The sequence below is a fragment of the Solidesulfovibrio sp. DCME genome (assembly GCF_049995385.1).
Lineage (GTDB): Bacteria > Desulfobacterota > Desulfovibrionia > Desulfovibrionales > Desulfovibrionaceae > Solidesulfovibrio.
This window is the reverse complement of record NZ_CP188261.1, coordinates 3,538,588-3,561,265: the sequence shown is the minus strand read 5'-3', so window position 1 is coordinate 3,561,265 and position 22,678 is coordinate 3,538,588. Positions and strand designations below refer to the sequence as shown.

The 22,678-nt window shown below is 66.0% G+C and carries 23 protein-coding genes and 5 tRNA genes; 21 read left to right on the top strand and 7 right to left on the bottom strand.

The genetic code is table 11. The features are described 5' to 3' along the window. Positions 1 to 27 precede the first annotated feature (27 nt). Positions 28 to 1,458: an Asp-tRNA(Asn)/Glu-tRNA(Gln) amidotransferase subunit GatB gene (gene gatB / locus ACP59X_RS15755; protein WP_428560090.1), complete on the bottom strand. Its 1,431-nt coding sequence runs from the start codon at positions 1,456 to 1,458 to the stop codon at positions 28 to 30. Positions 1,459 to 1,670: 212 nt separating this feature from the next. Between gatB and ACP59X_RS15750 the strand changes: the two genes are divergently transcribed. Next, positions 1,671 to 2,048: a hypothetical protein gene (locus tag ACP59X_RS15750; RefSeq protein ID WP_428560087.1), complete on the top strand. Its 378-nt coding sequence runs from the start codon at positions 1,671 to 1,673 to the stop codon at positions 2,046 to 2,048. 79 nt (positions 2,049 to 2,127) lie between these two features. Here ACP59X_RS15750 and ACP59X_RS15745 read toward each other — a convergent pair whose 3' ends face one another. Together ACP59X_RS15745 and ACP59X_RS15740 are read right to left on the bottom strand one after the other, a co-directional pair. Further along, a complete protein-coding gene (locus tag ACP59X_RS15745) occupies positions 2,128 to 3,468 on the bottom strand; it encodes an aryl-sulfate sulfotransferase (RefSeq protein ID WP_428560085.1) in 1,341 nt (446 codons plus the stop codon). Between the two features lie 55 nt (positions 3,469 to 3,523). Next, positions 3,524 to 4,351 carry a hypothetical protein gene (locus tag ACP59X_RS15740; RefSeq protein WP_428560082.1) on the bottom strand — a complete coding sequence of 276 codons (828 nt, stop codon included), beginning with the start codon at positions 4,349 to 4,351 and terminating at the stop codon, positions 3,524 to 3,526. A gap of 158 nt (positions 4,352 to 4,509) precedes the next feature. Between ACP59X_RS15740 and ACP59X_RS15735 the strand changes: the two genes are divergently transcribed. Together ACP59X_RS15735 and ACP59X_RS15730 are read left to right on the top strand one after the other, a co-directional pair. After that, positions 4,510 to 5,304, top strand: a complete 795-nt coding sequence (locus ACP59X_RS15735; RefSeq protein WP_428560080.1) for a DUF2092 domain-containing protein — start codon at positions 4,510 to 4,512, stop codon at positions 5,302 to 5,304. Positions 5,305 to 5,314: 10 nt separating this feature from the next. Beyond that, positions 5,315 to 6,037: a hypothetical protein gene (locus ACP59X_RS15730; RefSeq protein ID WP_428560078.1), complete on the top strand. Its 723-nt coding sequence runs from the start codon at positions 5,315 to 5,317 to the stop codon at positions 6,035 to 6,037. Between the two features lie 587 nt (positions 6,038 to 6,624). On the opposite strand, the gene gpmA is transcribed toward ACP59X_RS15730, so the two are convergent. Continuing rightward, positions 6,625 to 7,374, bottom strand: coding sequence for a 2,3-diphosphoglycerate-dependent phosphoglycerate mutase (gpmA, locus tag ACP59X_RS15725; RefSeq protein WP_428560076.1), 750 nt, complete (start codon positions 7,372 to 7,374; stop codon positions 6,625 to 6,627). Positions 7,375 to 7,411: 37 nt separating this feature from the next. Further along, positions 7,412 to 8,722, bottom strand: coding sequence for a phosphomethylpyrimidine synthase ThiC (thiC, locus tag ACP59X_RS15720; protein ID WP_428560074.1), 1,311 nt, complete (start codon positions 8,720 to 8,722; stop codon positions 7,412 to 7,414). 511 nt (positions 8,723 to 9,233) lie between these two features. Between thiC and ACP59X_RS15715 the strand changes: the two genes are divergently transcribed. The 5 genes from ACP59X_RS15715 (at position 9,234) to prmC (ending at position 14,044) form a co-directional block, all read left to right on the top strand. Then, positions 9,234 to 10,514, top strand: a complete 1,281-nt coding sequence (locus ACP59X_RS15715; RefSeq protein ID WP_428560072.1) for an Lcl C-terminal domain-containing protein — start codon at positions 9,234 to 9,236, stop codon at positions 10,512 to 10,514. A 107-nt stretch (positions 10,515 to 10,621) separates the two neighbouring features. After that, positions 10,622 to 10,837 carry a 50S ribosomal protein L31 gene (gene rpmE, locus ACP59X_RS15710; RefSeq protein ID WP_428560069.1) on the top strand — a complete coding sequence of 72 codons (216 nt, stop codon included), beginning with the start codon at positions 10,622 to 10,624 and terminating at the stop codon, positions 10,835 to 10,837. A 61-nt stretch (positions 10,838 to 10,898) separates the two neighbouring features. Then, a complete protein-coding gene (locus ACP59X_RS15705; RefSeq protein ID WP_428560066.1) occupies positions 10,899 to 11,849 on the top strand; it encodes a DUF1385 domain-containing protein in 951 nt (316 codons plus the stop codon). An 87-nt stretch (positions 11,850 to 11,936) separates the two neighbouring features. Then, positions 11,937 to 13,010 carry a peptide chain release factor 1 gene (gene prfA / locus ACP59X_RS15700; RefSeq protein ID WP_428560063.1) on the top strand — a complete coding sequence of 358 codons (1,074 nt, stop codon included), beginning with the start codon at positions 11,937 to 11,939 and terminating at the stop codon, positions 13,008 to 13,010. A gap of 158 nt (positions 13,011 to 13,168) precedes the next feature. Further along, complete coding sequence (prmC, locus tag ACP59X_RS15695) at positions 13,169 to 14,044, top strand: peptide chain release factor N(5)-glutamine methyltransferase (protein ID WP_428560061.1); 876 nt, start codon at positions 13,169 to 13,171, stop codon at positions 14,042 to 14,044. Between the two features lie 10 nt (positions 14,045 to 14,054). On the opposite strand, the gene ACP59X_RS15690 is transcribed toward prmC, so the two are convergent. Both ACP59X_RS15690 and ftsH read right to left on the bottom strand, forming a co-directional pair. Further along, the gene (locus ACP59X_RS15690) at positions 14,055 to 15,233 is read right to left on the bottom strand and encodes a TolB family protein (RefSeq protein WP_428560060.1); all 1,179 of its coding nucleotides are present in this window, start codon (positions 15,231 to 15,233) and stop codon (positions 14,055 to 14,057) included. A 92-nt stretch (positions 15,234 to 15,325) separates the two neighbouring features. Further along, entirely contained in the window at positions 15,326 to 17,149 is a 1,824-nt protein-coding gene (gene ftsH / locus ACP59X_RS15685) for an ATP-dependent zinc metalloprotease FtsH (RefSeq protein WP_428560058.1), read from the bottom strand. A gap of 262 nt (positions 17,150 to 17,411) precedes the next feature. Between ftsH and ACP59X_RS15680 the strand changes: the two genes are divergently transcribed. From ACP59X_RS15680 to rplL, 13 genes are all read left to right on the top strand, one after another. After that, positions 17,412 to 17,487 (top strand) — tRNA-Thr (locus ACP59X_RS15680). A 4-nt stretch (positions 17,488 to 17,491) separates the two neighbouring features. Further along, positions 17,492 to 17,577: transfer RNA gene (locus tag ACP59X_RS15675), tRNA-Tyr, on the top strand. A gap of 58 nt (positions 17,578 to 17,635) precedes the next feature. Beyond that, positions 17,636 to 17,712, top strand: a tRNA-Gly gene (locus tag ACP59X_RS15670). A 32-nt stretch (positions 17,713 to 17,744) separates the two neighbouring features. After that, a tRNA-Thr gene (locus ACP59X_RS15665) sits at positions 17,745 to 17,820 on the top strand. Positions 17,821 to 17,872: 52 nt separating this feature from the next. Further along, positions 17,873 to 19,066, top strand: a complete 1,194-nt coding sequence (gene tuf, locus ACP59X_RS15660) for an elongation factor Tu (RefSeq protein ID WP_428560057.1) — start codon at positions 17,873 to 17,875, stop codon at positions 19,064 to 19,066. A gap of 3 nt (positions 19,067 to 19,069) precedes the next feature. After that, the gene (gene rpmG, locus ACP59X_RS15655) at positions 19,070 to 19,219 is read left to right on the top strand and encodes a 50S ribosomal protein L33 (protein ID WP_009179755.1); all 150 of its coding nucleotides are present in this window, start codon (positions 19,070 to 19,072) and stop codon (positions 19,217 to 19,219) included. A 21-nt stretch (positions 19,220 to 19,240) separates the two neighbouring features. Next, a tRNA-Trp gene (locus ACP59X_RS15650) sits at positions 19,241 to 19,316 on the top strand. A 21-nt stretch (positions 19,317 to 19,337) separates the two neighbouring features. Next, the gene (secE, locus tag ACP59X_RS15645; RefSeq protein WP_428560054.1) at positions 19,338 to 19,667 is read left to right on the top strand and encodes a preprotein translocase subunit SecE; all 330 of its coding nucleotides are present in this window, start codon (positions 19,338 to 19,340) and stop codon (positions 19,665 to 19,667) included. Positions 19,668 to 19,689: 22 nt separating this feature from the next. Then, the gene (nusG, locus tag ACP59X_RS15640; protein ID WP_428560051.1) at positions 19,690 to 20,253 is read left to right on the top strand and encodes a transcription termination/antitermination protein NusG; all 564 of its coding nucleotides are present in this window, start codon (positions 19,690 to 19,692) and stop codon (positions 20,251 to 20,253) included. Between the two features lie 30 nt (positions 20,254 to 20,283). Continuing rightward, the gene (rplK, locus tag ACP59X_RS15635; protein WP_428560049.1) at positions 20,284 to 20,706 is read left to right on the top strand and encodes a 50S ribosomal protein L11; all 423 of its coding nucleotides are present in this window, start codon (positions 20,284 to 20,286) and stop codon (positions 20,704 to 20,706) included. A 29-nt stretch (positions 20,707 to 20,735) separates the two neighbouring features. Then, a complete protein-coding gene (gene rplA, locus ACP59X_RS15630; RefSeq protein ID WP_428560047.1) occupies positions 20,736 to 21,443 on the top strand; it encodes a 50S ribosomal protein L1 in 708 nt (235 codons plus the stop codon). Between the two features lie 193 nt (positions 21,444 to 21,636). Next, complete coding sequence (gene rplJ / locus ACP59X_RS15625) at positions 21,637 to 22,158, top strand: 50S ribosomal protein L10 (protein ID WP_428560045.1); 522 nt, start codon at positions 21,637 to 21,639, stop codon at positions 22,156 to 22,158. Positions 22,159 to 22,200: 42 nt separating this feature from the next. Continuing rightward, positions 22,201 to 22,590 (top strand): 50S ribosomal protein L7/L12, encoded by a 390-nt coding sequence (rplL, locus tag ACP59X_RS15620; protein ID WP_428560043.1) that lies wholly within the window; start codon positions 22,201 to 22,203, stop codon positions 22,588 to 22,590. Positions 22,591 to 22,678 lie beyond the last annotated feature (88 nt).

Sequence of the window (22,678 nt, the reverse complement as noted above, 5' to 3'; positions counted from 1 at the left end):
GCGCGGGGACCGGGCCCCGCCACCGGCCTAGCCCAGCTTTTGAGCCAACAATTCGTTGACCAGGCCCGGGTTGGCCTGGCCCTTGGTCGCTTTCATGATCTGGCCGACGAAAAAGCCCATGAGCTTTTTCTTGCCGCCGCGGTAGGCTTCGACCTCGGCCGGGTTGGCGGCCAGCACCGCATCCACGGCCGATTCCAGAGCGCCGGAGTCGGATATCTGGGACAGGCCCTTGTCGCGCACGTAGGCGGCCGGGTCAAGGCCCGAGGCGAACAGCTCGGGGAAGATCTGCTTGGCGATCTTGCCGGAAATGACGCCGTCGTCCACGAGCCTGATGAGCCCGGCCAGGTGGCCGGGGGTCAGGGGGCAGGCCGTGGGCGCTGTGCCGGACTGGTTGCATTCGCGCAAAAGCTCGGTCTGGATCCAGTTGGCGGCCTTTTTGGCCTCGACCCCGGCGGCCAGGACCGCCTCGAAATAGTCGGCCAGCGCGCGTTCGGCCGTGAGCACGTCGGCGTCGTACTCGGACAGCCCCAGGGCCGCAACGAAGCGCGCCCGCCGGGCGGCCGGCAGTTCCGGCAGTTCGCCCTTCCAGCGGGCGAGGGTGGCGGCGTCAAGCGTCAGGGGCACCAGGTCCGGGTCCGGGAAGTAGCGGTAGTCGTTGGCCTCTTCCTTGGCCCGCATGGAGGCGGTGATGTTTCTGGCCGCGTCGTAGAGCCGGGTCTCCTGGACGACCGTGCCGCCGTCGTCGAGGATGTCGGCCTGGCGTTCCACTTCGTATTCGATGGCCTTTTGGACATGGCGGAAACTGTTGAGGTTTTTAAGCTCCGCCCGGGTGCCGAAGGCCTCCTGGCCCACCGGGCGCAGGCTCACGTTGGCGTCGCAGCGAAACGAGCCTTCCTCCATGTTGCCGTCACAGATGCCGAGGTAGACCAGGATGGCCCGCAGGGCCTTCAGGTAGGCCACGACCTCCTCCGGGCCGCGCATGTCCGGCTCGGAGACGATCTCGATAAGCGGCACGCAGGCGCGGTTTAAGTCCACGTAGCTCAAGTTGTCGGCGGCGGAGTGGATGTTCTTGCCGGCGTCCTCTTCCATGTGGATGCGGGTGATGCCCACGCGCTTCACCCGGTCGTCCACCAGAACGTCGACATGGCCGTGCTCGCAGATGGGCTGCTCGTACTGGGAGATCTGGTAGGCCTTGGGCAGGTCGGGGTAGAAGTAGTTCTTGCGGGCGAAGACCGAGACGGGGTTGACGGCGCAGTCCGTGGCCAGGCCCATCTTGGCGGCGTATTCCACGGCCTTGGCGTTGAGCACGGGCAGCACGCCCGGCATGCCGGAACAGACCGGGCAGACGTTCTCGTTGGGGGCGTCGCCGAAGCGGGTGGAGCAGGAGCAGAAGATTTTGCTCTCGGTTTTGAGCTGCGCGTGCACCTCGACGCCGATGACCGTCTCGTACCTGGCCATGGAGGGCTCCTTGGGGGGCGCCCCTTTTGGGGGGCGCCGTGAAATTTCGCCCGGGGGTGTACCCCGCATCCGGCAAAAGGGTCAATGGCGCGCCGGGCGCGGGGTTGCGGCTTTAAGGCGGTTGTTTTTTCGCAAACAGGGGCCTACAAGAAATCGGTCCGGTTGCGGCCCGTCACGGCCGGCGGACAATACTTTTCATCGCGAGGCATGCCATGGGCAACTCCATCATTCCGGCCGGCCGCGGCTTCCGTATCGCGGTCCTCGCCCTGTTCCTGCTCACCCTGTGCGCCGCTCCCTGCCTGATGCCGTCCCTGGCGGCCGCCCAGGAGGATTACGAGGCCATGATGCCCGAGAGCCTCAAACGGGAACTGCGCCACGCCGAAAGCGACTACCGCGACGCCATCCACGCGGTCAACGCAGCCACGGCCGAGCGTATCGCCCGCAAGGCCGCCGGCGCGGCCGAGGACGAACTGCGCGCCCTGGACGAAAAGGTGGGGCAGCTGGTGACCAAGGCCGAGAAGCTCAAGGTCAAGGCCGATTACATCGAGGAACTCTACGAGGCCAAGGTGAAGGAATACAAGACCAAATAGGGCGCCGGACCATCGCGTCCGCCCATTGCCCGACCGTCCTTCCGAGCGCACTGGCTTGCGGGAAGGGCGGTCGGGTTTTTCATGTGCAGCCGACAGTGGCGAGGAGGGTGAAGGGGCTACCGGTGCGTTGGGCCATGTGGAGGCTGTCCGCCAAGCTGGTCGCGGCCTGGCGGGCCAGGGCGCCCAGGGCCGGATTTTCGGCCTCGAGGTTTTTTGCGGCCAGGGCTGGGCTGTCCGCGGCATACCAGGTGACGTAGAACACCGAGCCGTCCTGGCGCGCGGCCGAGCCCTCCAGGGTCAGCAGGTTCGTGTCGTAGCTCCAAAGGGTCGCGCCCGCGGGCGAGACCGTAAGCAGGTTTCCCGCATCGCCCACGGTGACGAGGGTCGTGCCGTCGGGCAGGCGCTGGGCGCCGCTCATCTTGGACGAGTACATGTCCGTGGGCCTGGCCGCGACATAGGACCAGACGATGCTGGCTGCCTTGTCGCCCAGGCCGGGGCTGGCCGCGGCCGCGTCCGGCACGTTAATTTCCAGCACCCGCGAATAGGTTCCCTGGGGCCGGTCCACGCCGTTGTCGAAAACCAGGATGTCGCCGGCCCCGGGCAGGCCGTCGTCGATCCATTTGGCGTTGTGCTGGCCGAAAAGGACCTGGTCGGCGGCGGTGCCGGCCCGGTAGGCTCGCGGGTTGCCGTAGCGCCACAGCAGGTCGCCGGCCGGCCCGGCCGCCCCGGCCGTGGTGGTGCCGTGGTCGATGACCCACAACTCGTTGTAGTTGCGCGAGCTTACAAGGATGGTGTCGGTCGCGGCGTCGTAGTCCACGCCGTTGATGTGGGTCCAGCCGTCGGGGTAGAGGCAGCGGCCCTGGTAGTTGACGTCGATGCGTTCGGGATGGGCGGCCACGTCGCCGTAGTTGGCCTTGGTTGGGGCGTTGTCCTGGATGATGTGGTCGATGGCCCGCCACTCCCAGACCACCACGCCGCCCGTGGCCCCCACGGGCATGACCTCCACCATCTTGTCGGCCACCAGCACGCCGTCGCGCAGTTGCGACGGGTCGCGGCCCAGGGCGATGGCCTCCTCGGCGGGGATGACCTCGGCGGCGATATACAAGATGTTGCCGTTGGGCAGGACCGTGAAGTCGTGGTGCTGGAATTCGTGATCGCTGGAGTCGAAATACTGCCACACCAGCTTGCCGTCCCAGTCGTATTCCTCGATAACCCCGCCCATGCCATGCAGCATGTAGTCGCTGCCGACCTTGCCGGCCCGCAAAAGATGGCCGTCGTCGGTGAGCACGGCGGTCAGGCCGGCGGTGTAGTCGCTTTTCCAGGTGTGGACCACGCCACCCGTATCGGGGTCGACCAGATAGGTGTAGGTCGAATCCTGGGGCGCGATCAGAACATAGCCTGAGGCGGAAGATTCGCTCATGCGCAGAGTACCGGGCTGGGCGGTTGCGCGGCGGGACGCATGCCGTGGTTCCCCGTTACAGCATGTCGCCCGGGTTTTCCAGTCTCCAGGCCCGCCAGGCGGCGGCGAAATCGAGGAAGCCGGCCACCCGGTTTTGCCGGTCGTAGGCGTGGGATTCCTCGGGGCTGGGGGCGATGGACCAGCACCAGGCCCGGTCGGGCGGCGGCAGGCGCAAGCCTTCCAGGGCGTCGCGGCTTTCGAGCAGGGCGCCCGCGGCCACGCGTTCCCAGGCCGTGTCGCACACCAGGCAGACCCGGCCGGGAAGCCCGGCCAGCCAGTCGCAGTGGGCCGCGACCAAACCCCGGTAGAAGGCCTGGCGGTCCTGCTCCGGTATTGCGCGGCCAAGCAGGCCGTAAAAGGGGATGGGCAGCTGGGAAGCCAGGTTGACCGAAGCCGTGAAATCGGGCCGCAGCCCCGGCACGGGGTCGGGCGGCGGCACGGGCAACGGCAGGGGCAGGCGGCCCTTGGCGGCCAGCCGGGCCGTCTCGGCCAGGCCCGTGGCATCGGCGGTCACCAGCCGCACCTGGGGGTGTTCCCGGGCCAGGCGCCGGGCCGGCCGGGGATGATGGGCGTCGACCAGCACGACCTCGGCGAAACGAGCGGCCAGCCCGGCCACGGGCACGTCCAGGCAGGCCCCGGAGCCGAGGACGAGTGCCGTGCCGTGACCCGGGGCGGTGCCGGCCGCCTCCAGGACCAGGGCCTTGGTGGCCTCCAGATGGGAGGCCCAGGCCGCCCGGCAGCGCCGGTGGCGGGCGTCGATGGACACGGCCTCCCGGTCCTGGCCCAGGCGCCGGGCCACGGCCGAGCCCCGGTCCCGCCACAGGGCGAACAATTCTCGCAGCATCGTCAGCCTCCCCGGCCTGGGTAAAACACGGCAGCCTTCGGTGCAAGCGGTCGCGGCAGCGGGTTCCTTGACAGCCGGGACGCCTGCTCCTAGGGTCGAAAATACTGCGGAAAAACGGTTCGCCAAGGCCCGGCCGGCCGGCCGGCAAGGAGGATTGCATGCGTTACTGCGGTTGGATTTTCGGCCTGCTCCTGCTTCCGCTTCTGGCCGCGCCCGTGGCCCTGGCCGCCGGCGAGGCTGGTCAGACCCAGGCCGCGCCCCAGGCCCGGGACATCGCCCCCGAGGCGGCCGGTTCCATGGAGGCCATGTGCGGCTACCTCAAGTCCCTCGCGAGCTTCCGCTTCGTCGCCGAAGTGGAAACCGACCAGCTCTACCCCAACGGTCAGGCCATCCAGGTCTCCCGCACGGCCACCGTGGCCGTCAAACGGCCGGACAAGGCCTATTCCCACGTCGTGGGCGACGACCGTGACCGGGTCCTGGTTTACGACGGCAAGACCGTGACCATCGCCGACCTCGACCGGGGCGTCTATGCCGTGGCCGACGCGCCGCCCACCCTCGACGCCACCATCGACATGCTGTCGGAAAAATACGGCCTGAGCGCCCCCCTGGGCGACCTGCTCTACGCCGACCCCTGTCCCGAGATGCTCGAAAACGTGCGCACCGGCGACTGCGTCGGCACCCACCAGGCCATGGGCAAGGCCTGCGACCACCTGGCCTTCACCCAGAAAAATGCCGACTGGCAAATGTGGGTGGAAAAGGGCAAGGCGCCCGTGCCGCGCAAACTCGTCATCAACGACAAGGAACTCATGGGCTGGCCGCAATACCAGGTGACCTTCACGGATTGGGAAGCCAATCCGCGCCTGCAAGCCGGGCTTTTTACCTTCAAGCCCCTGGAAGGCATGCGCCGGATCGAGTTCCTGCCCCTGGTCGAAACCTCGGACAAATCCAAGTGAGGCGGCCGACATGAGACAGTCATCCCCGTATCGTCGCGCATGCGCCGTTTTCGTTTTCGTGGCGGCGCTGTCCCTGGTGTTCGATGCCCCCCGCCTGCTGACGTTCTCGGGGCTGTTCGCCGCCGCGGCCGAGGCCCGGTTCGGCGGTGGTGGCGGCCCCCATGGCGGTGGCGGCGGGCCGCATATGGGTGGTGGTGGCGGCGGTGGGCCGCATGTCGGTGGGCCGCCGCCCGGCGGCGGGTTGCGCTTCGGCGGTGGCCCGCCCGTGGCACCCCGCCCGTCGGTCCGTCCGCCGGTAGCCCCGCGCCCCGGCGGCCCCGGCTTCGCCCCCGTGCCCGGGCCGGTGCCTGTCGCCCCCGGCTTCGCGCCGCGCCCGGTCGGCCCCGTGCCCGGCCCGCGCCCTGGCTATCCGGTCCCCGTGCCCGTGCCGGGTCCGCGTCCGGGTTATCCGGTACCCGTGCCGGTGCCGGGGCCGCGTCCTGGCTATCCGGTACCGGTACCCGTCGGCCCGCGCCCGGGCTACCCGGTTCCGGTGCCGGTTCCCGTTCCCGGCCCGCGCCCGCCCATCGGCCCCGGCCCTTGGCTGTGGACCCTGCCGGCGGCCGCCGTGGCGCTCACCGTGGCCGGCGTCACCTATTACAACTACCATAATACCTGCTACATCGAACAATACCAGGGCGACCGCGTGGTCTACGTGCCCGTCCAGGGCCCTTGCCCGCCGCCCGGGTATTGATGCGCAGACGAGGGACGGGAAGCGGGGGGAGGGAAGATGCCTCCGGCGGCCAGGAGGGGCGTTGCCCCTCCTGGACCACCCCACTGGGGGGCGTGACGCCCCCCAGGCCCCCCCGGCGGCGTCGGTGGCGGGGGGACTGCGGTCACCGGGAGGGCCGGCCCTGTGCGGCCCGAAGATGCGAGGCCGGAATTTCGCCTTTCGATGCCGTCGCTGCGCTCCTGGCTCGAAAGGCGAAATTCCGGCCTCGCCCAGCCGTCGGCCCTTCGGGCCGAGGGGTGTGGAATTTTACTTTGAAAGCCTTTTTATAGAGGAAAAAGTCTTTTCATAAAGTGCGGCGCTTCGCCGCTGGCGCCCGTGGTCGCGCAATGGGGCCTTGCGTGCTGGCCGGCTTTGCGGTCAGTGCCGCAAGGCCCCATTGCGCGACCACAACGACCGACGCCCCGCCGCCCGACGTTCCCGGCCATGCCCCTGCCCGCCCCATTGAGGGGGTCCGGGGGGTATCATGCCCCCCGGCCGCCGGAGGCATCTTCCTTCCGCCCTCCCGCCTCTCCGCCGTTCCTCTTCCCTTCGCCGCTCTTCCCGCTCGCCTATCCCTTCGCCTTGCCCTGGGCGGCCACGGCGGCCACGCTTTTGGCGATGGCCTCGGGGTCGCCCAGGTAGAAGTGGCGCAGGGGCTTGAGGGCGTCATCCAGTTCGTAGACCAGCGGCACGCCGGTCGGGATATTGAGATCGCTTATGGCCTCGTCGCTGATGCCGTCGAGGTATTTGACTAGCGCCCGCAGGGAGTTGCCATGGGCGGCCACGAGCAGGCGGCTGCCGGCGGCGATGGCCGGGGCCATGGTCTCGTGCCAGAAGGGCAGCACCCGGGCCACGGTGTCCTTGAGGCATTCCGTGGTGGGCAGTTCGTCCGGGGTGAGGCCCGCGTAGCGGCGGTCGTGGCCGGGGAAGCGCGGGTCCTCGGGCGTGAGTGCCGGCGGGCGGGTATCGAAGCTGCGCCGCCAGACGAACACCTGCTCCTCGCCATATTTGGCGGCCATTTCCGCCTTGTTGAGCCCTTGCAACGCCCCGTAATGCCGTTCGTTGAGGCGCCAGTCCTTGGTCACCGGCAGCCACAGGCGGTCGAGGCCGGCCAGCACGATGTCGAGCGTCATGATGGCCCGGGACAGCACCGAGGTCAGGCAGGCGTCGAAGTCGTAGCCGCCCTGGCCGAGGAGGGTGGCGGCCGAGGCCGCTTCGGCCTTGCCCTGGTCGGTCAGGCCGACGTCGGTCCAGCCGGTGAAGCGGTTTTCCAGGTTCCAGGCGCTTTGTCCGTGCCGCAGCAACACCAGGGTGTGCATGGGTTCCTCCGCGAGGGGTTCGGCCGTATGGCCAGGGCTATTGGGGTGCGTCCTTGTCCTTTTCCGGGCACTGGAAGTTGTCGCCGGTCATCATGCGCATGGCGCACAGCGCGCCGCACATGGCGCATTCCTTTTCCTGGCTGTGCTTGGCCCGGCGCGTGCGCACGAGTTCCGGGTCCAGGGCGAAGCCGGTCATGGCTTCCCAGTCCAGGGCGGCCCGGGCCTGGGACATGCCCAGGTCGCGGGCCACGGCCGCCGGGCGGCCCAGGGCGGTTTCGGCGCTCTGGGCGGCCACGAGGCTGGCCTTGATGCCGGCCCAGACGTCGTCGGGCGCGGGCAGGGTCAGGTGCTCGGCCGGGGTCAGGTAGCACAGGAAATCCGCGCCAAAATAGGCGGCCAGCGCGCCGCCGATGGCTCCGGCGATATGGTCGTAGCCCGGGGCGCAGTCCGTGGTCAGCGGCCCCAGCACATAGAGCGGGGCGCCGTCGGTGAGGCGCTTGATGCCCTGGATCTGGCCCTGGACCAGGTGCAGCGGCACGTGGCCGGGGCCTTCGATCATGGTCTGCACGCCCTTGGCCTTGGCCCGGCGGGCCAGCTCGCCCAGGTTGATGACCTCCTCCCATTGGGCGCCGTCGCCGGCGTCGGCCCCGCAGCCGGGGCGCAGGCCGTCGCCGAGGCTGATGGTCACGTTATGGGCCAGGCAGATGTCGAGGATGTCGTCGTAGCGCGTCAAGAAGGGGTTTTCCGCGTCGTGGCGGCGCATCCATCGCCCGAGGATGGAGCCGCCGCGCGAGACGATGCCGGTGACCCGGCCGGCGGCGGCCAGGTGCGCCCCCCGGCGGGTGATGCCGCAGTGCAGGGTCATGAAGTCCACGCCGGCCGCGGCCTGTGCGGCGATTTCGGCCAGGATCTCGTCCTCGGTGAAGTCGCTGGGGTCGCCGCCGCGGCTGACGTGGCGCTGGGCCAGGGCGTACAGGGGCACGGTGCCCAGCGGCAGCGGCACGGCGTCGAGGATGTCGCGCCGGATGGCCTCGAGGTCGCCGGCCGTGGACAGGTCCATCAGGGCATGGGCGCCGGCTTTGCGGGCGAGCCGGGCCTTGTCCAGTTCCATGGCCACGTCGGTGACGAACATGGAGGTGCCGATGTTGGCGTTGACTTTCACCGTGGCCGGCTGGCCGATGAGGGTGGGGATGACGCCCTTGTGGGCGGGGTTGGCCAGAACGACCATGGTGCCGGCGTCCACGGCCGCTTCAATGGTCTGGGGAGCGAGTCCCTCGGCCTCGGCCAGGGCGGCGAGGTGGTTGCGCAGGATGCTGGAACAGATCGGATTCTTGCTTCGGATGGACATGGGATATCCTTGCGATGGGTTGCGGATGGACCGGGGTAGCACGAAGGCGGCGAAAGCTCAAAGGCGCGGCGCAGCGGGTTCGGGGCTCGCGCGGCCGGGCGATCGGTTTCAAGGACCATGCCGCTGGGGATGCCGCATCAACCCGACTCTGGGTTTTCTCCCCCTGGCCCGCAACCACGCGTCCGCGCGGGGCCTCGGCTGCGGCCGCCCCGGCGCGGAGGCTCCGCCCGGTAGCGGATGCGTTGCGCCATTGGGTCAGCTATATGGGCAGCCCGTCGTGTTCTGGATCGGGGGGGCATCTCTTTGGAATTGTTACACGCTCAAAGTTATTATTGCAACGTTGTGGCTTTGCCGGGTATAGGCCAAACAACAGGCCGACACCTGTGGCCGCTTGAGGTCTTCCCAGACGGGAAACATGGCAGCTTTGCTTGTTTTGTCAATGAGATCAGTGGAGTGCATCTCGTGATGCGTCTGCTTTTACATCAGGGAAAGACCGTGAAAGGAGTGACTCATGGGGCGCCGAGTTGATTCGCCTGACTTGGAGTTTCCTCTCTTACTCGTGGGATTCTTGTTATGCCTGGCCGTCGTGGCGGGGGAGAGCCGCTGGGCCTCGGCCTACAGCCTGCCGACCACGGGGCAGACGCTTTGCTATAGCGACTCTGCCCAGATCACCTGCCCGCAGGCTGGCGAGGACTATTTTGGCCAAGACGGGTACTACCAGGCCGGCATGCCCATGTCCTACACCGTACCGGGCGACGGAACAGTCAGCGACAACGTGACGGGCCTCTTGTGGGACAGGAATCCTTCCACGACGCAGGTGAGCTATACGAACGCGTTCACCTATTGCGGGACGTTGTCCCGTGGCGGGTATGGTGACTGGCGGGTGCCGTACGAGCGGGAATTGGTCACGCTCATCGACCTGGGAACATCCCAACCGACATGGAACAGCATTTTTAGCGGCTTGTATACGAATGCCGGCTACTTTTCCGCCAATGCCTATGCCGGCGACGCCACGAAGCAGGTCGGTGTCTATTTTCGATATGGAAACCTGCTTATCGAGGAGGCTGCCGATCTGGGCTATGTGCGATGCGTGCATGGCGATGCCGTTTCGAGTTCATTCACGAACAATGGCGATGGAACTGTTTCGGACACCACGACAGGGCTTCTGTGGGAACAAGAGGGAAGCGCGTCCACGATGTCCTGGAAGGATGCCCTGGCCTACTGCGAAGCGCGGGAAACGGCAGGCTTCACGGATTGGCGTTTGCCAAATTATAAGGAATTGTTATCCATCGTTGATTATACGAAATACAGTCCGGCAATATATTCTGAATTTTCCGCGAACTCCAGTTCGTATTGGACCAGTTCGACTCGGTACGGGTATCCGAATAACGGAATATATGTGAGTTTCGATACGGGTTACGCGAGTTATTATTACCAGAAAACGTACACCGAGTACGCCCGTTGCGTGCGCGGCGGCACGACCAACGTCGTCGTCGCTGTCTTGTCCGGTACGCCTCCCTCGCCGACGCCGGCGCGCACGGCGACGATCACCGTGGGCGGCAGCGGAGTTGTGGCCTATAAATATAGCCTCGACAGCGGCGGCTGGAGCGAGGCGGCCTCCATCTCCACGCCGATCGCCCTGACCGGGCTGTCCGTCGGCAACCACTCCCTGTCCGTAATCGGCGAAAACGGCAACGGCGTCTGGCAGTCCACGGACGCGCCGACCACGGCGGCCTGGACGGTCATCGCCACGGACACGGCTACCGTGCCGTTGCTGCTGCTCGGGCAGTGAGCCCGGTGGCCCGCCCGCCGGAAATCCGCCGGGAAGGGCTTGCCAAGACCATAAAAAGGCGTTAGTTGACCTCGCTTGCCCGTATGGGACATTCAAGGAGTCGCGAGATGAAAAAAGATATCCATCCGAAAACCTTCAAGGCGACCATCCGCTGCAACTGCGGCTACGAGGCCCAGGCCCTGTCCACCAAGGGCGAGCTGATGCTCGTGGAAGTCTGCTCCCAATGCCATCCGTTTTACACCGGCAAGCAGCGTTTCCTCGACACCGCCGGCCGTATCGACCGTTTCCGCAAAAAGTACGCCAAATTCGAAAAGAAGGCCTAGCCTGGCCCCGTCCCGCGACCGCCGGGCCGGACGGCCCGGCGGCCCAATCAGGGAAGTCGCCATGAAACGCGCCGCGCTCCTCTTGCCGCTGTTGGCCGCCAACCCCACCGTGGGCGGCCAGGCCGTCATGGAAGGCGTCATGATGCGCGACCGGGAACAGTTGGCCATCGCCGTGCGCAAACCCGGCGGCGACATCCTGCTCGATGTCCGCCCGTGGTTTTGCCTCACCGCCGCCAAGCTGCTGAAAAAGCCGTTTCTGCGCGGTTTTCCCATTTTGCTGGAGACGCTGGTCAACGGCATCAAGGCGCTCAACTATTCGGCCCAGGTGGCCGTGGAGGAGGAGGAGGGCGAGATCAGCCCCATGGCCATGGGCCTGACCCTGGCCGCCTCCATCGGTTTCGCCTTGCTGCTGTTCGTGGTCACGCCGCACCTGTTCACCCTCGGGCTCAAGGCGGCCGGCCTGTCCGGCGGCGTGGAGGCGCTCAGCTTCCACGTCTGGGACGGCTTTTTCAAGCTGGCGCTTTTTATTGGCTACATCGTGGCCATCTCGTACCTGCCCGACGTGCGCCGGGTGTTCGAGTACCACGGGGCCGAGCACAAGGTCATCTGGGCCTACGAACAGGGCGCGGAATTGTCCCCGGCCGGGGCGCGCGGTTTTTCCCGGCTGCACCCCCGCTGCGGCACGGCCTTCCTGCTGTTCGTCCTGGCCATCTCCATCGTGCTCTACACCGGGCTTGTGCCGTGGCTGCTCACGTTTTACGCGCCCGAGACCGGCTGGATCAAGCAGGCCTACATCGTCGGCCTTAAGCTCGTCCTCATGGTGCCGGTCAGCGCCCTGGCCTACGAAGTCATCAAGGTGGCCGGCAAGTTCCACACGAGCCTGGCCTGCCGCCTGATTTCGGCCCCCGGGCTTTTCATGCAGATGCTCACCACCAAGGAGCCGGACGACCGGCAGATCGAGGTGGCCCTGGCCGCGCTTCGCGGCGCGGTGGAGCGCCCCGCCGCTTCCTGACCCCGCGCCGTTTCGCCCGGTCTTCGCCAAACCCCAGCCGGGGGACGCAACTGCCGCGTCCCGCTCCCCCGCTTCGGAGTCCCTTCCATGTACGCCAAGCTCGAAAGCATCGAACGCAAATACGAGGAACTGGAAAAGCAGCTGTCCGAGCCCGACGTGGTCACGGACCAGGAGCGTTTCCGCAAGCTTTCCAAGGCCCACAGCGATTTGGCCGAAATGGTGACCGTGTTCCGGGACTATAAGAAGCTGCTGGCCGACCTGGAGGAAAACCAGGAGATGGCCCAGGACCCGGACCCGGAAATGCGCGAGCTGGCCCTGGCCGAGGTCAAGGCGCTCAAGGAGGCCGTCCCCGAACTGGAAGCCCGGCTCAAGGTCCTGCTGCTGCCCAAGGACCCCATGGACGAGAAGAACATCCTCCTGGAAATCCGCGCCGGCACCGGCGGCGAGGAGGCGGCCATTTTTGCCGGCGACCTGTTCCGCATGTACTGCCGCTACGCCGAGACCAAGCGCTGGAAGGTCGAGATCATGAGCCAGTCCGAGACCGGCTCGGGCGGCTACAAGGAAGTCATCGCTTCCATCTCCGGGGACAAGGTCTACAGCCGGCTCAAGTACGAATCCGGCGCCCACCGCGTCCAGCGCGTGCCGGCCACCGAATCGCAAGGCCGCATCCACACCTCGGCCGTGACCGTCGCCATCATGCCCGAGGCCGAGGAAGTCGACGTGGCCATCGACCCCAATGACCTGCGCATCGACGTCTACCGCTCCAGCGGCCCCGGCGGCCAGAGTGTGAACACCACCGACTCGGCCGTGCGCGTCACCCATATCCCGTCGGGCCTGGTGGTCATCTGCCAGGACGAGAAGTCCCAGCACAAGAACAAGGCCAAGGCCCTCAAGGTGTTGCGCGCCCGGCTGCTGCAGATCGAACAGGAAAAGCAGCGCCTGGAGCAGGAAGCCAGCCGCCGCTCCCAGGTCGGCTCCGGCGACCGCTCCGAGCGTATCCGCACCTACAACTTTCCCCAAAGCCGCGTCACCGATCACCGCATCAACCTGACGCTGTACAAGCTCGAAGCGGTGATGGAAGGCGACTGCGACGACCTCTTCGACGGGCTCATCGCCCACTACCAGGCCGAGGCCCTCAAGGCCCAAGCCGACGCGGCTTAGGAAAGAGAAAGATGCCTCCGGCGGCCGGGAGGGGGTTACCCCCTCCCGGACCCTCCTTTCCTGGGGGGCGATTATCCGTCGGCCGTCAAAGCACGGCCGACGGATAATCGCCCCCCAAAAAATGAGCTTCCGGAACTTGGGATCGAGGCGGGAAGAACATGGCTGACGACCGCAGGCGGGCGCCGACGATTCGGGAAATACTGGGAAAGACCGAAGGGTATTTTCGGGACAAGGGCGTGGATGCGCCCCGGCTTTCGGCCCAGTTGCTGCTGGCCAAGGCCTTGGGAATGGACCGGCTGGGCTTGGTGCTGGCCATGGATCGGCCGCTGACGCCCGAGGAGCTCGACGGCTACCGGCCGCTGGTCGCCCGGCGGGGCAAGGGCGAGCCGGTGGCCTATCTGCTCGGCGCACGCGAGTTTTTCGGCCTTGATTTCAAGGTGACGCCCGAGACGCTCATTCCCCGGCCCGAGACCGAACTGATCGTCGAGCGCGCCCTGGAACTCTTTGCGCAAGGCGCGCTTTCGCGTTTCGCCGACCTGGGCACCGGTTCGGGCTGCCTGGCCGTGACCCTGGCCGTGAAATTTCCCCAGGCGCGCGGCTTGGCCCTGGACGTGAGCCCCGGCGCCCTGGCCGTGGCCCGGGAAAACGCCGTGGCCCACGGCGTGGCCGACCGGGTGGCATTTGTGGAAGCCGATTTCGCGGCTTTGCCCGAGGCGGCCGGGGGCTACGAACTCGTCGTGTCCAATCCGCCCTACGTGACCGCCGCCGAATACCGCGAGTGCTCGAAGGAAGTGCGCGATTTCGAGCCCCAAGGCGCGCTCGTGCCCGGCGAGACCGGCCTCGAGGCCGTGCCCGTGGTCGCCCGGTCGGCCATGGCGCGGCTGGCCCCGGGCGGCGTGCTTCTCGTCGAAATCGGCTGGAAGCAAGGTCCCGATGCGGCGGCCCTCCTGACCGAGGCCGGCTTTGTCGACGTGAGCGTGCGCCGCGACCTGGCCGGGCACGACCGGGTGGTCGAGGGGCGCAAGCCCGCCTAGCTCCTCTGGGTTATTGGGACCGCATCCCCACGCTTGGCGCGAAGCCCGGCCCCAGGTCGGTGAGCCCCGTGCCGTCGGCGTTGACCCGGTAGAGGCGGTGCGGGCCGTTGGGTGGCGTATCGGGCAGGGCGGAAAAGTAAATCCGTTTCCCGTCCGGGCTCCAGGCCGCGCTCGCGACGGCGAGGTTCCGGGGCGTCAGCCGGTAGTTCGTGCCCGAAGCCATATCATATATATAAAGTGCTCCGGAACTGTCGCTGGCCCAGCGGTGAAAGGTGTCCGTGCCTGCCGTGGTGCCGACGAGCAGCAGCAGGTTCGCCTCGGCCGGGCTCGGAATGTATGCGTCCGAACTCGACCCTTCCTCTGCGTTGGTGAACGAACCGACCGGCAGGCTGCGTAGTCTCTTGCCGTCCAGTCCCAGCCATTGCACCGTGTCGCCGTTGTGGATCACCACGGCGTCGCATTCCTTGGTGAATCCCTGCAAGGACGCGAACCGTTCGAGGGCGCTGGCCACGGTCGCCGGTTTGGCCTGCGGCCGGGCCAGGTCCAGCACGAGCACCTGCCCGTCCACGAACCAGGCGAGCTTCGAGCCGTCCGGGCAAAACGCCTTCTGCCGCACCGGTTCCTTGCCGCTGCCCAGGCGTGTCGGCTTGCCTTCCCCGCCGAGGGGGACGAGCACGAGCCCCGCGCCCTTGTCCGGGGTGTAGGCCAAGCGCGTGCCGTCCGGCGACACGGCCGGCGCGGTGCCCTTGGCCACGGCCTTGGTGTTGCCCCCGGCCGAGACGACGATGGAGCCGCCTTTTTCAAAGGCCACCACGTCCCGGTTTACGGTCGCGGCCGGGGCCGGCGCCGACAGCCAGGCCGGCCGGTCCAGGTGGGTCTTGCCGGGCAGATACGTCACGGCGGCCATGGGCACGCGGTAGAGGAAGTCGCTCGACATGCCCACCTGGGGGTCGGGGGCGGGCACGGACACCAGGCCCTGGCCTTCCTTGACCTCGAGCAGGTGTACGCGCTGCCCGGTCGTCAGGGGCGGCGCCTTGGCCTTGGTGGCGCCGGTGGCCACGGCCTTGGCCGGATCGGTCACGGCCAGGACCGGGTCGCCGTATTCGGTCAGGACCTGGGCCCGGACCGGTGCGGGCAGGCAAAGGACCAGCAAGGCGAGCAGGGCGGGGGCACGGCGGGAAAAAAACATGGCGCATCCTCCCGGACGGTCTGGCTGTGGCGGCGACGATAGCGACCATGCCCGGGCGCGGCGGCGAAGGCAAGTCGCGACGGATAGCTTGATCAGGCGGCGTCGGCCCCCTTGACCAGGGCCGTGAATGCCGCCTCGTCCAGGGTCTCCTTGTCCAGAAGCGCCTTGGCCACGTTTTCGAGCAGGTCCTTTTTGTCGGCCAGAAGGGCGGCCACCCGTTCCTGGGAGGCCTCCAGGATCTCCTTGATCTCGGCGTCGAGCTTGGCCGCCGTGGCTTCGGAGTACTCCCGCCCGGCCAGGCCGCCCTGGTCGCCGCCGAGAAACACCGGCCGGGCCTGGCGCGGGAAGGTCGCCGGGCCGAGCGTGCGGCCCATGCCGTATTCCGCCACCATGGCCCGGGCGATGTCCGTGGCCCGTTGCAGGTCGTTGTGGGCGCCGGTGGAGATGTCGCCGAAGATGAGGCGCTCCGCCCCCCGGCCGCCCAGCAGCACGTCTATTTTGCCGAGAAGTTCGGTCTGGGTCATGAGGTAGCGGTCCTCGGTGGGTAGTTGCTGGGTCCAGCCCAGGGCCCCGATGCCGCGCGGCACGATGGAAATCTTGTGCACGGCGTCGGCCCCGGGGGTGAAGGTGGCGACCACGGCGTGGCCGGCCTCGTGGTAGGCCACCACCCGCTTCTCCTTGGGGTTGATCACGCGGTTCTTCTTTTCCAGGCCGCCCATGATGCGGTCCACGGCCTCTTCCAGGTCGGCCATGCCCACGGCGTCCTTGTCCTTGCGGGCGGCCAAAAGCGCCGCCTCGTTGATGGCGTTGGCCAGGTCCGCCCCGGAAAAGCCGGGCGTCTTGCGGGCGATGACTGACAGGTCCACGGCCGTATCCAGAACGACCTTGGCCGCGTGGACCTTGAGGATGGCCTCGCGGCCGGTCACGTCGGGCCGGTCCACCAGCACCTGCCGGTCGAAACGCCCGGCCCGCAGCAAGGCCGGGTCGAGGGTCTCGGGCCGGTTGGTGGCGGCCATGATGATCACGCCCACCCGGGGGTCGAAGCCGTCCATCTCGACGAGCAACTGGTTGAGGGTCTGCTCCCGCTCGTCGTGGCCGCCGACGATGGCCCCGGCCCGGGACTTGCCGATGGCGTCGAGCTCGTCGATGAAGATGATGCAGGGCGCCTTTTCCTTGGCCTGGACGAACAGTTCGCGCACCCGGGCCGCGCCCACGCCTACGAACATTTCCACGAATTCCGAGCCGGAGATGGAAAAGAACGGTACCCCGGCCTCGCCGGCCACGGCCCGGGCCAGCAGCGTCTTGCCCGTGCCCGGCGGGCCGATGAGCAGCACGCCCTTGGGCATCTGGCCGCCCAGGCGCTGGAAGCGCTCGGGGGTTTTCAGGTAGTCGACGACCTCCACCAGTTCGGCCTTGGCCTCGTCGCAGCCGGCCACGTCGGTAAAGCGTGTCTCCAGGTCCTTTTCGGCGTAGACCCGGGCCTTGTTCTTGCCGAAGGCCATCACACCCTGACCGGGGTTTAAGCGCTGCATGAGCACGTACCAGATGGCGAAGAAGATGAGGATGGGGATGACCCAGGACAGGATGTCGCGCAGGAAGGTGGACTCGGGCTGGGCCCGGAAATGGACGTTGTACTTGGACAGTTCGTTGGACAGGTTCTGGTCCACCCGGCGGGTGACGAACTCCACGGCCTTGGCTTCGGGGGCGGCCTTGTCCTTCATGGTGCCGGCGATGACGTCGCCGGTGATGGAGACTTCCTCGACATCGCCGGCTTGCAGCTTCTGGAGGAATTCGGAGTAGGGCAGGTTTTTGGGGCCGTAGGTGGAGACGATGAAGTTGTTTAACAGCAACACGCCCCAGATGGCGATCAGGACGTACCAAAGGGAGAATCGGTGATGCTTCTGGAGATTTTTCAAGAGGTTACTCACGATGGGGTTGAAGGTACGGTTCGGATTGCTAGGAAATATAGGTCGTTTCCGGGGCTATGACAACGCGCCCCGGGCGTTGTCGGCCTGGGGGAGGGAAAAAAGCGGCGGATGTTGAAAAAAGTTGTTGCCAAGGCCCCGGGGAGGAAGTAATAACACCACTTCGCGTCCGCGAGAAACGGACGAGGCCGGGAGCGAGGAAAAAAGATTTGACACGCGACCGTGGTTGGGCTAACCCACTGCCTCTTGGGCAGCTGGCGTAGCTCAACTGGCAGAGCAGCTGATTTGTAATCAGCAGGTTGCGGGTTCGAGTCCCATCGCCAGCTCCAGTTTGGAGGGGTTCCCGAGTGGCCAAAGGGAACAGACTGTAAATCTGTCGGCGTACGCCTTCGGAGGTTCAAATCCTCCCCCCTCCACCATAACGCGCGAATGTGTAGGAGACAGGAAGCCCTGTCGCATGGACTACGTGTGACATACGCGGGAATAGCTCAATTGGCTAGAGCATCAGCCTTCCAAGCTGAGGGTTGCGAGTTCGAGTCTCGTTTCCCGCTCCATAAAAGCCTCCCGTGTCCTACGCATGATATAGGCCCACGTAGCTCAGTCGGTAGAGCACTTCCTTGGTAAGGAAGAGGTCACCGGTTCAAATCCGGTCGTGGGCTCCAGTCAAATTCACCTCAAAATCCGAAAGTCAAACCGCTTGAGCAGGGGGACGACATGGGCAAGGCGAAATTCGAGCGGAAAAAGCCGCACGTCAACATCGGCACCATCGGCCACATCGACCACGGCAAAACCACGCTGACCGCAGCCATCACGCGTCTGGCCAGCATGAAGGGCTTTGGCGAATACATTCCCTTCGACCAGATCGACAAGGCTCCGGAAGAAAAAGAGCGCGGCATCACCATTGCCACGGCCCACGTCGAGTACGAGACCGATAAGCGCCACTATGCCCACGTCGACTGCCCCGGCCACGCCGACTACATCAAGAACATGATCACCGGCGCCGCCCAGATGGACGGCGGCATCCTGGTCGTGGCCGCCACCGACGGCCCCATGCCCCAGACCCGTGAGCACATCCTGCTCGCCCGTCAGGTCGGCGTGCCCCAGCTGGTCGTGTTCATGAACAAGGTCGACCTGGTCGACGACCCCGAACTGCTGGAGCTGGTCGAGCTGGAAGTGCGCGAGCTGCTCTCCAAGTACGGCTTTCCCGGCGATGACATCCCGGTCATCAAGGGCTCGGCGCTCAAGGCCCTGGAAGCCGGCGACATCAAGAGCGACGACGCCGCCCCGATCTTCGAGCTGCTCGACGCCTGCGATTCGTTCATCCCCGAGCCCAAGCGCGACATCGACAAGCCGTTCCTGATGCCCATCGAGGACGTCTTCTCCATCTCCGGCCGCGGCACCGTCGTGACCGGCCGTGTCGAGCGCGGCATCATCACCGTGGGCGACGAAGTGGCGATCATCGGCATCAAGGACACGGTCAAGACCACCTGCACCGGCGTCGAGATGTTTCGCAAGATCCTGGACCAGGGCCAGGCCGGCGACAACGTCGGGGTGCTGCTGCGCGGCGTCAAGCGCGACGAGGTCGAGCGCGGCCAGGTGCTGGCCAAGCCGGGCTCCATCACCCCGCACCGCAAGTTCAAGGCCGAGGTCTACGTCCTGAACAAGGAAGAGGGCGGCCGCCACACCCCGTTTTTTTCCGGCTACCGTCCCCAGTTTTACTTCCGGACCACCGACATCACCGGCGTGGTTACCCTGGCCGAAGGCGTCGAGATGGTTATGCCCGGGGATAACGCCACCTTTAACGTGGAACTGATCGCCCCCATCGCCATGGAAAAGGGCCTGCGCTTCGCCATCCGCGAAGGCGGCCGTACCGTTGGCGCCGGCGTCGTGTCCGAAATCGTGGAGTAGGGAATGCGCATCAACATCCAGCTGCAGTGCACCGAGTGCAAGCGTAAGAACTACGCCACGGAAAAGAACAAGAAAAACACCACTGGCCGCCTCGAAGTCAAGAAGTACTGCCCGTTCGACCGCAAGCATACGGTCCACCGGGAAACGAAGTAACGAGGCGCCGGGTTTACACGCAGGGCAGTAGCTCCAACGGTAGAGCATCGGACTCCAAATCCGAGGGCTGGGGGTTCGAATCCCTCCTGCCCTGCCATTTTCGAACAAGGCGTAGGTCATGGCCAAAGAAAAGACACAGGCGACCCCTGGGGCGCCGACCGAAACTCCGGGCGACAAGCCGGCCAAGGCCAAGGCGGCCCCGGCCAAGGCGGCCGCCAAGGGTGGCGAGGCGGCGACCGGACAGAAATCGGGCCTCGTCGCCCGCGTCGAGTCGGCCAAGGAGTTCTTCGAGCAGTCCAAGGTCGAGCTCAAGAAGGTCACCTGGCCCACGCGGCAGGAAACCGTCAAGACCGGCATCGCGGTCCTGGTTTTCAGCGTGGTCATGGCCATCTACCTTGGCGTCGTCGACATGGCCCTTTCCAGGCTCGTGGCGCTTATTCTCTCCTAACGGGTCGTTAACGGGATCGGTCATGGCAGCAAACGAAGGCTCCGGCGGAGAGCGCGCTCCGGCCAGATGGTACATCGTCCACACCTATTCCGGTTTTGAGAATAGGGTGGAACAGACCATCCGCGAGATGATGCGCACGGGTCAGGACGGCGGGAGCATCGAAGAAGTGGTCGTTCCCACCGAGAAGGTCATCGAGCTGGTCAAGGGCGAGAAGAAGACCTCCACGCGCAAGTTCTATCCCGGTTACGTCATGGTCAAGATGTCCATGAACGATAACTCCTGGCACTTGGTCCAGTCCATCCCCCGCGTCACGGGGTTCATCGGCGGCAAGAACCAGCCGACGCCCATGCGCGACAGCGAGGCGGACAAGATTTTGAGCCTCATGGTCAGCCGCCAGGAGCAGCCCCGGCCCAAGTACCACTTCGAGCGGGGCGACGACGTGCGGGTCATCGACGGCCCCTTCGGGGGGTTCAATGGCGTGGTCGAGGACGTCAACTACGACAAGGGCAAGCTTCGCGTGTCGGTTTCCATCTTCGGCCGCCAGACGCCGGTGGAGCTCGATTTCGTCCAGGTGAGCAAAAACTAGGGGCTCGCCCCTTTTTGAAGGATATTCGCAATGGCCAAGAAGATCACCGCCAAGGTCAAGCTGCAGCTTCCGGCCGGCTCCGCCAACCCGTCCCCCCCGGTCGGCCCGGCCCTCGGCCAGCACGGCGTCAACATCATGGAATTCTGCAAGGCGTTCAACGCCCGGACCATGGAGCAGAAAGGCACCATCATTCCGGCTTTGATCACCATTTACGCCGACCGCTCCTTCACGTTCATTACTAAGACCCCTCCGGCGTCCGTGCTGCTGGTCAAGGCCGCCAAGATCGAGAAGGGCTCGGGCGAGCCCAACAAGAACAAGGTGGGCAAGGTTACCAAGGACCAGATCGAGGAAATCGCCAAGCTCAAGCTGGTGGACATGTCGGCCAAGGACCTGGAGGCTGCTTGCCGCTCCATCTCCGGCACCGCCCGCAGCATGGGTATCGAGATCGTCTAACCGGCGCGCGCGCAAGAGGAATTTGCAAAATGGCCAAATACGGCAAGAAATACCGCGAAGCGGTCAAGGACATCGACCTGCAGACGAAATACGATGTCAGCGAGGCCATGGCCCTGACCGTGAAAACGGGCGTGGCCAAGTTCGACGAGACCGTGGACGTGGCCCTGTGCCTGGGCGTCAATCCCAAGTATTCCGACCAGATGGTGCGCGGCGCGGTGTCCCTTCCCCACGGGCTCGGCAAGACCGTGCGCGTGCTCGCCTTCTGCAAGGGTGACAAGGAGGCCGAGGCCCGCGAGGCCGGCGCCGACATCACCGGCAGCGACGAGCTCATCGAGAAGATCAAGGGCGGCTTCCTGGATTTCGACAAGGCCGTCGCCACCCCGGACATGATGGCCACCGTGGGCAAGATCGGCAAGATCCTCGGCCCCCGCGGGCTCATGCCCAACGCCAAGACCGGCACCGTCAGCTTCGACATCGGCAAGGCCGTGCAGGAACTCAAGGCCGGCAAGGTCGAGTTCAAGGTCGACAAGGCCGGTGTGCTCCACGTGCCGCTCGGCAAGCGCTCCTTTGGCCCCGAGAAGCTCCTGGACAACTTCCGGGCGCTGATCGACACGGTCATGCGCCTCAAGCCCTCGGCGGCCAAGGGGACCTACCTGCAGGCCATGGCCCTGGCCACGACCATGGGCCCGGGCATCAAGGTGGACACCCAGTCCGTGCGCAAGTTCCTCGAGGGCTAACCGCCCCGCGAAACCGTAAGCAATTGTCCCGGGCCAGAGGTACGTCCTTTGGCCAGGGACGATTTTTCGATATACAACAGGGCATGGAAGGCGAGTTGAAGACAGCGGGTGGGGACGTTCCCCTTAATTTCCCGCCGAGACCCGGCTTTGGCTCCCTTGAAGGCCCTCCAACCCGCATGTGGAGGTAGGTACCGTGCAACGTGCGCAAAAAAACGAGATCATCGAGAAACTGCGCGCTAAGGCGGACCGGGCCGGCATTGCGGTGGTCACCGACTTTCGGGGCATGACGGTCGAGGAGCTGACGGATCTGCGCGTCAAGCTCCGCGCCGCGGGAATCGACTATCAGGTCGTCAAAAACACCCTGGCCCGTTTGGCGGTGAAAGGCGGCGTCCACGACGCCCTCAAGGACCATCTGAAGGAAAACAACGCTGTTGCCTTCGGCTACGACGACCCCGTCGTCGCGGCCAAAGTCCTTGTGGAGTACGCCAAGACCAGCAAGAAGTTCTCGGTCAAGCTGGCGAGCCTGTCCGGCAAGGTCATCGACGCCAAGGGCGTCACCGATCTGTCGACGCTCCCGAGCCGACCCGAGATGCTGGCCAGGACACTCGGCACCATGAACGCCGTCCCCACCAACTTCGTCGGCCTGTTCGCGAACGTCATTCGCGGCATGCTGTACGCCCTGTCGGCCATCAAGGAAAAAAAGGAAGCCGCCTAATTCGGCTTCCGCCAAAGCGAACGTTTCAGGAGGAACCATTTCATGTCCGAGATCACCAAAGAACAGGTTGTCGATTTCATTGCCAATATGACCGTCCTCGAGCTCTCCCAGTTCATCAAGGAGCTTGAGGAGAAGTTCGGCGTCTCCGCCGCCGCCCCGGCCATGGGCATGATGATGGCTGCCCCGGCCGCCGCCGAAGCCGCCCCGGCCGAAGAGGAAAAGACCGAGTTCGACGTCGTGCTGACCAGCGCCGGCGGCAACAAGATCGCCGTCATCAAGGTCGTGCGCGCCCTGACCGGTTTGGGCCTCAAGGAAGCCAAGGCCAAGGTCGACGAGCTGCCCTCCACCATCAAGGAAGCCGTGTCCAAGGCCGAGGCCGAAGACGCCAAGAAGCAGCTGGATGAATCCGGAGCGACCACCGAGATCAAGTAAGCGCCCCGCGCTTTCGTTTGCAACGGAAAAGAGCGCCCCCTTTCCACAGGGGCGGGGCGCTCTTTTCCCCTTTTTTGTCTTTTGCCCG

Excerpts from the sequence above, each read along its gene's own strand:
- gatB (WP_428560090.1), bottom strand. The coding sequence starts at position 1,458 with ATGGCCAGGTACGAGACGGTCATCGGCGTCGAGGTGCACGCGCAGCTC.
- ACP59X_RS15750 (WP_428560087.1), top strand. The coding sequence starts at position 1,671 with ATGGGCAACTCCATCATTCCGGCCGGCCGCGGCTTCCGTATCGCGGTC.
- ACP59X_RS15745 (WP_428560085.1), bottom strand. The coding sequence starts at position 3,468 with ATGAGCGAATCTTCCGCCTCAGGCTATGTTCTGATCGCGCCCCAGGAT.
- ACP59X_RS15740 (WP_428560082.1), bottom strand. The coding sequence starts at position 4,351 with ATGCTGCGAGAATTGTTCGCCCTGTGGCGGGACCGGGGCTCGGCCGTG.
- ACP59X_RS15735 (WP_428560080.1), top strand. The coding sequence starts at position 4,510 with ATGCGTTACTGCGGTTGGATTTTCGGCCTGCTCCTGCTTCCGCTTCTG.
- ACP59X_RS15730 (WP_428560078.1), top strand. The coding sequence starts at position 5,315 with ATGAGACAGTCATCCCCGTATCGTCGCGCATGCGCCGTTTTCGTTTTC.
- gpmA (WP_428560076.1), bottom strand. The coding sequence starts at position 7,374 with ATGCACACCCTGGTGTTGCTGCGGCACGGACAAAGCGCCTGGAACCTG.
- thiC (WP_428560074.1), bottom strand. The coding sequence starts at position 8,722 with ATGTCCATCCGAAGCAAGAATCCGATCTGTTCCAGCATCCTGCGCAAC.
- ACP59X_RS15715 (WP_428560072.1), top strand. The coding sequence starts at position 9,234 with ATGGGGCGCCGAGTTGATTCGCCTGACTTGGAGTTTCCTCTCTTACTC.
- rpmE (WP_428560069.1), top strand. The coding sequence starts at position 10,622 with ATGAAAAAAGATATCCATCCGAAAACCTTCAAGGCGACCATCCGCTGC.
- ACP59X_RS15705 (WP_428560066.1), top strand. The coding sequence starts at position 10,899 with ATGAAACGCGCCGCGCTCCTCTTGCCGCTGTTGGCCGCCAACCCCACC.
- prfA (WP_428560063.1), top strand. The coding sequence starts at position 11,937 with ATGTACGCCAAGCTCGAAAGCATCGAACGCAAATACGAGGAACTGGAA.
- prmC (WP_428560061.1), top strand. The coding sequence starts at position 13,169 with ATGGCTGACGACCGCAGGCGGGCGCCGACGATTCGGGAAATACTGGGA.
- ACP59X_RS15690 (WP_428560060.1), bottom strand. The coding sequence starts at position 15,233 with ATGTTTTTTTCCCGCCGTGCCCCCGCCCTGCTCGCCTTGCTGGTCCTT.
- tuf (WP_428560057.1), top strand. The coding sequence starts at position 17,873 with ATGGGCAAGGCGAAATTCGAGCGGAAAAAGCCGCACGTCAACATCGGC.
- rpmG (WP_009179755.1), top strand. The coding sequence starts at position 19,070 with ATGCGCATCAACATCCAGCTGCAGTGCACCGAGTGCAAGCGTAAGAAC.
- secE (WP_428560054.1), top strand. The coding sequence starts at position 19,338 with ATGGCCAAAGAAAAGACACAGGCGACCCCTGGGGCGCCGACCGAAACT.
- nusG (WP_428560051.1), top strand. The coding sequence starts at position 19,690 with ATGGCAGCAAACGAAGGCTCCGGCGGAGAGCGCGCTCCGGCCAGATGG.
- rplK (WP_428560049.1), top strand. The coding sequence starts at position 20,284 with ATGGCCAAGAAGATCACCGCCAAGGTCAAGCTGCAGCTTCCGGCCGGC.
- rplA (WP_428560047.1), top strand. The coding sequence starts at position 20,736 with ATGGCCAAATACGGCAAGAAATACCGCGAAGCGGTCAAGGACATCGAC.
- rplL (WP_428560043.1), top strand. The coding sequence starts at position 22,201 with ATGTCCGAGATCACCAAAGAACAGGTTGTCGATTTCATTGCCAATATG.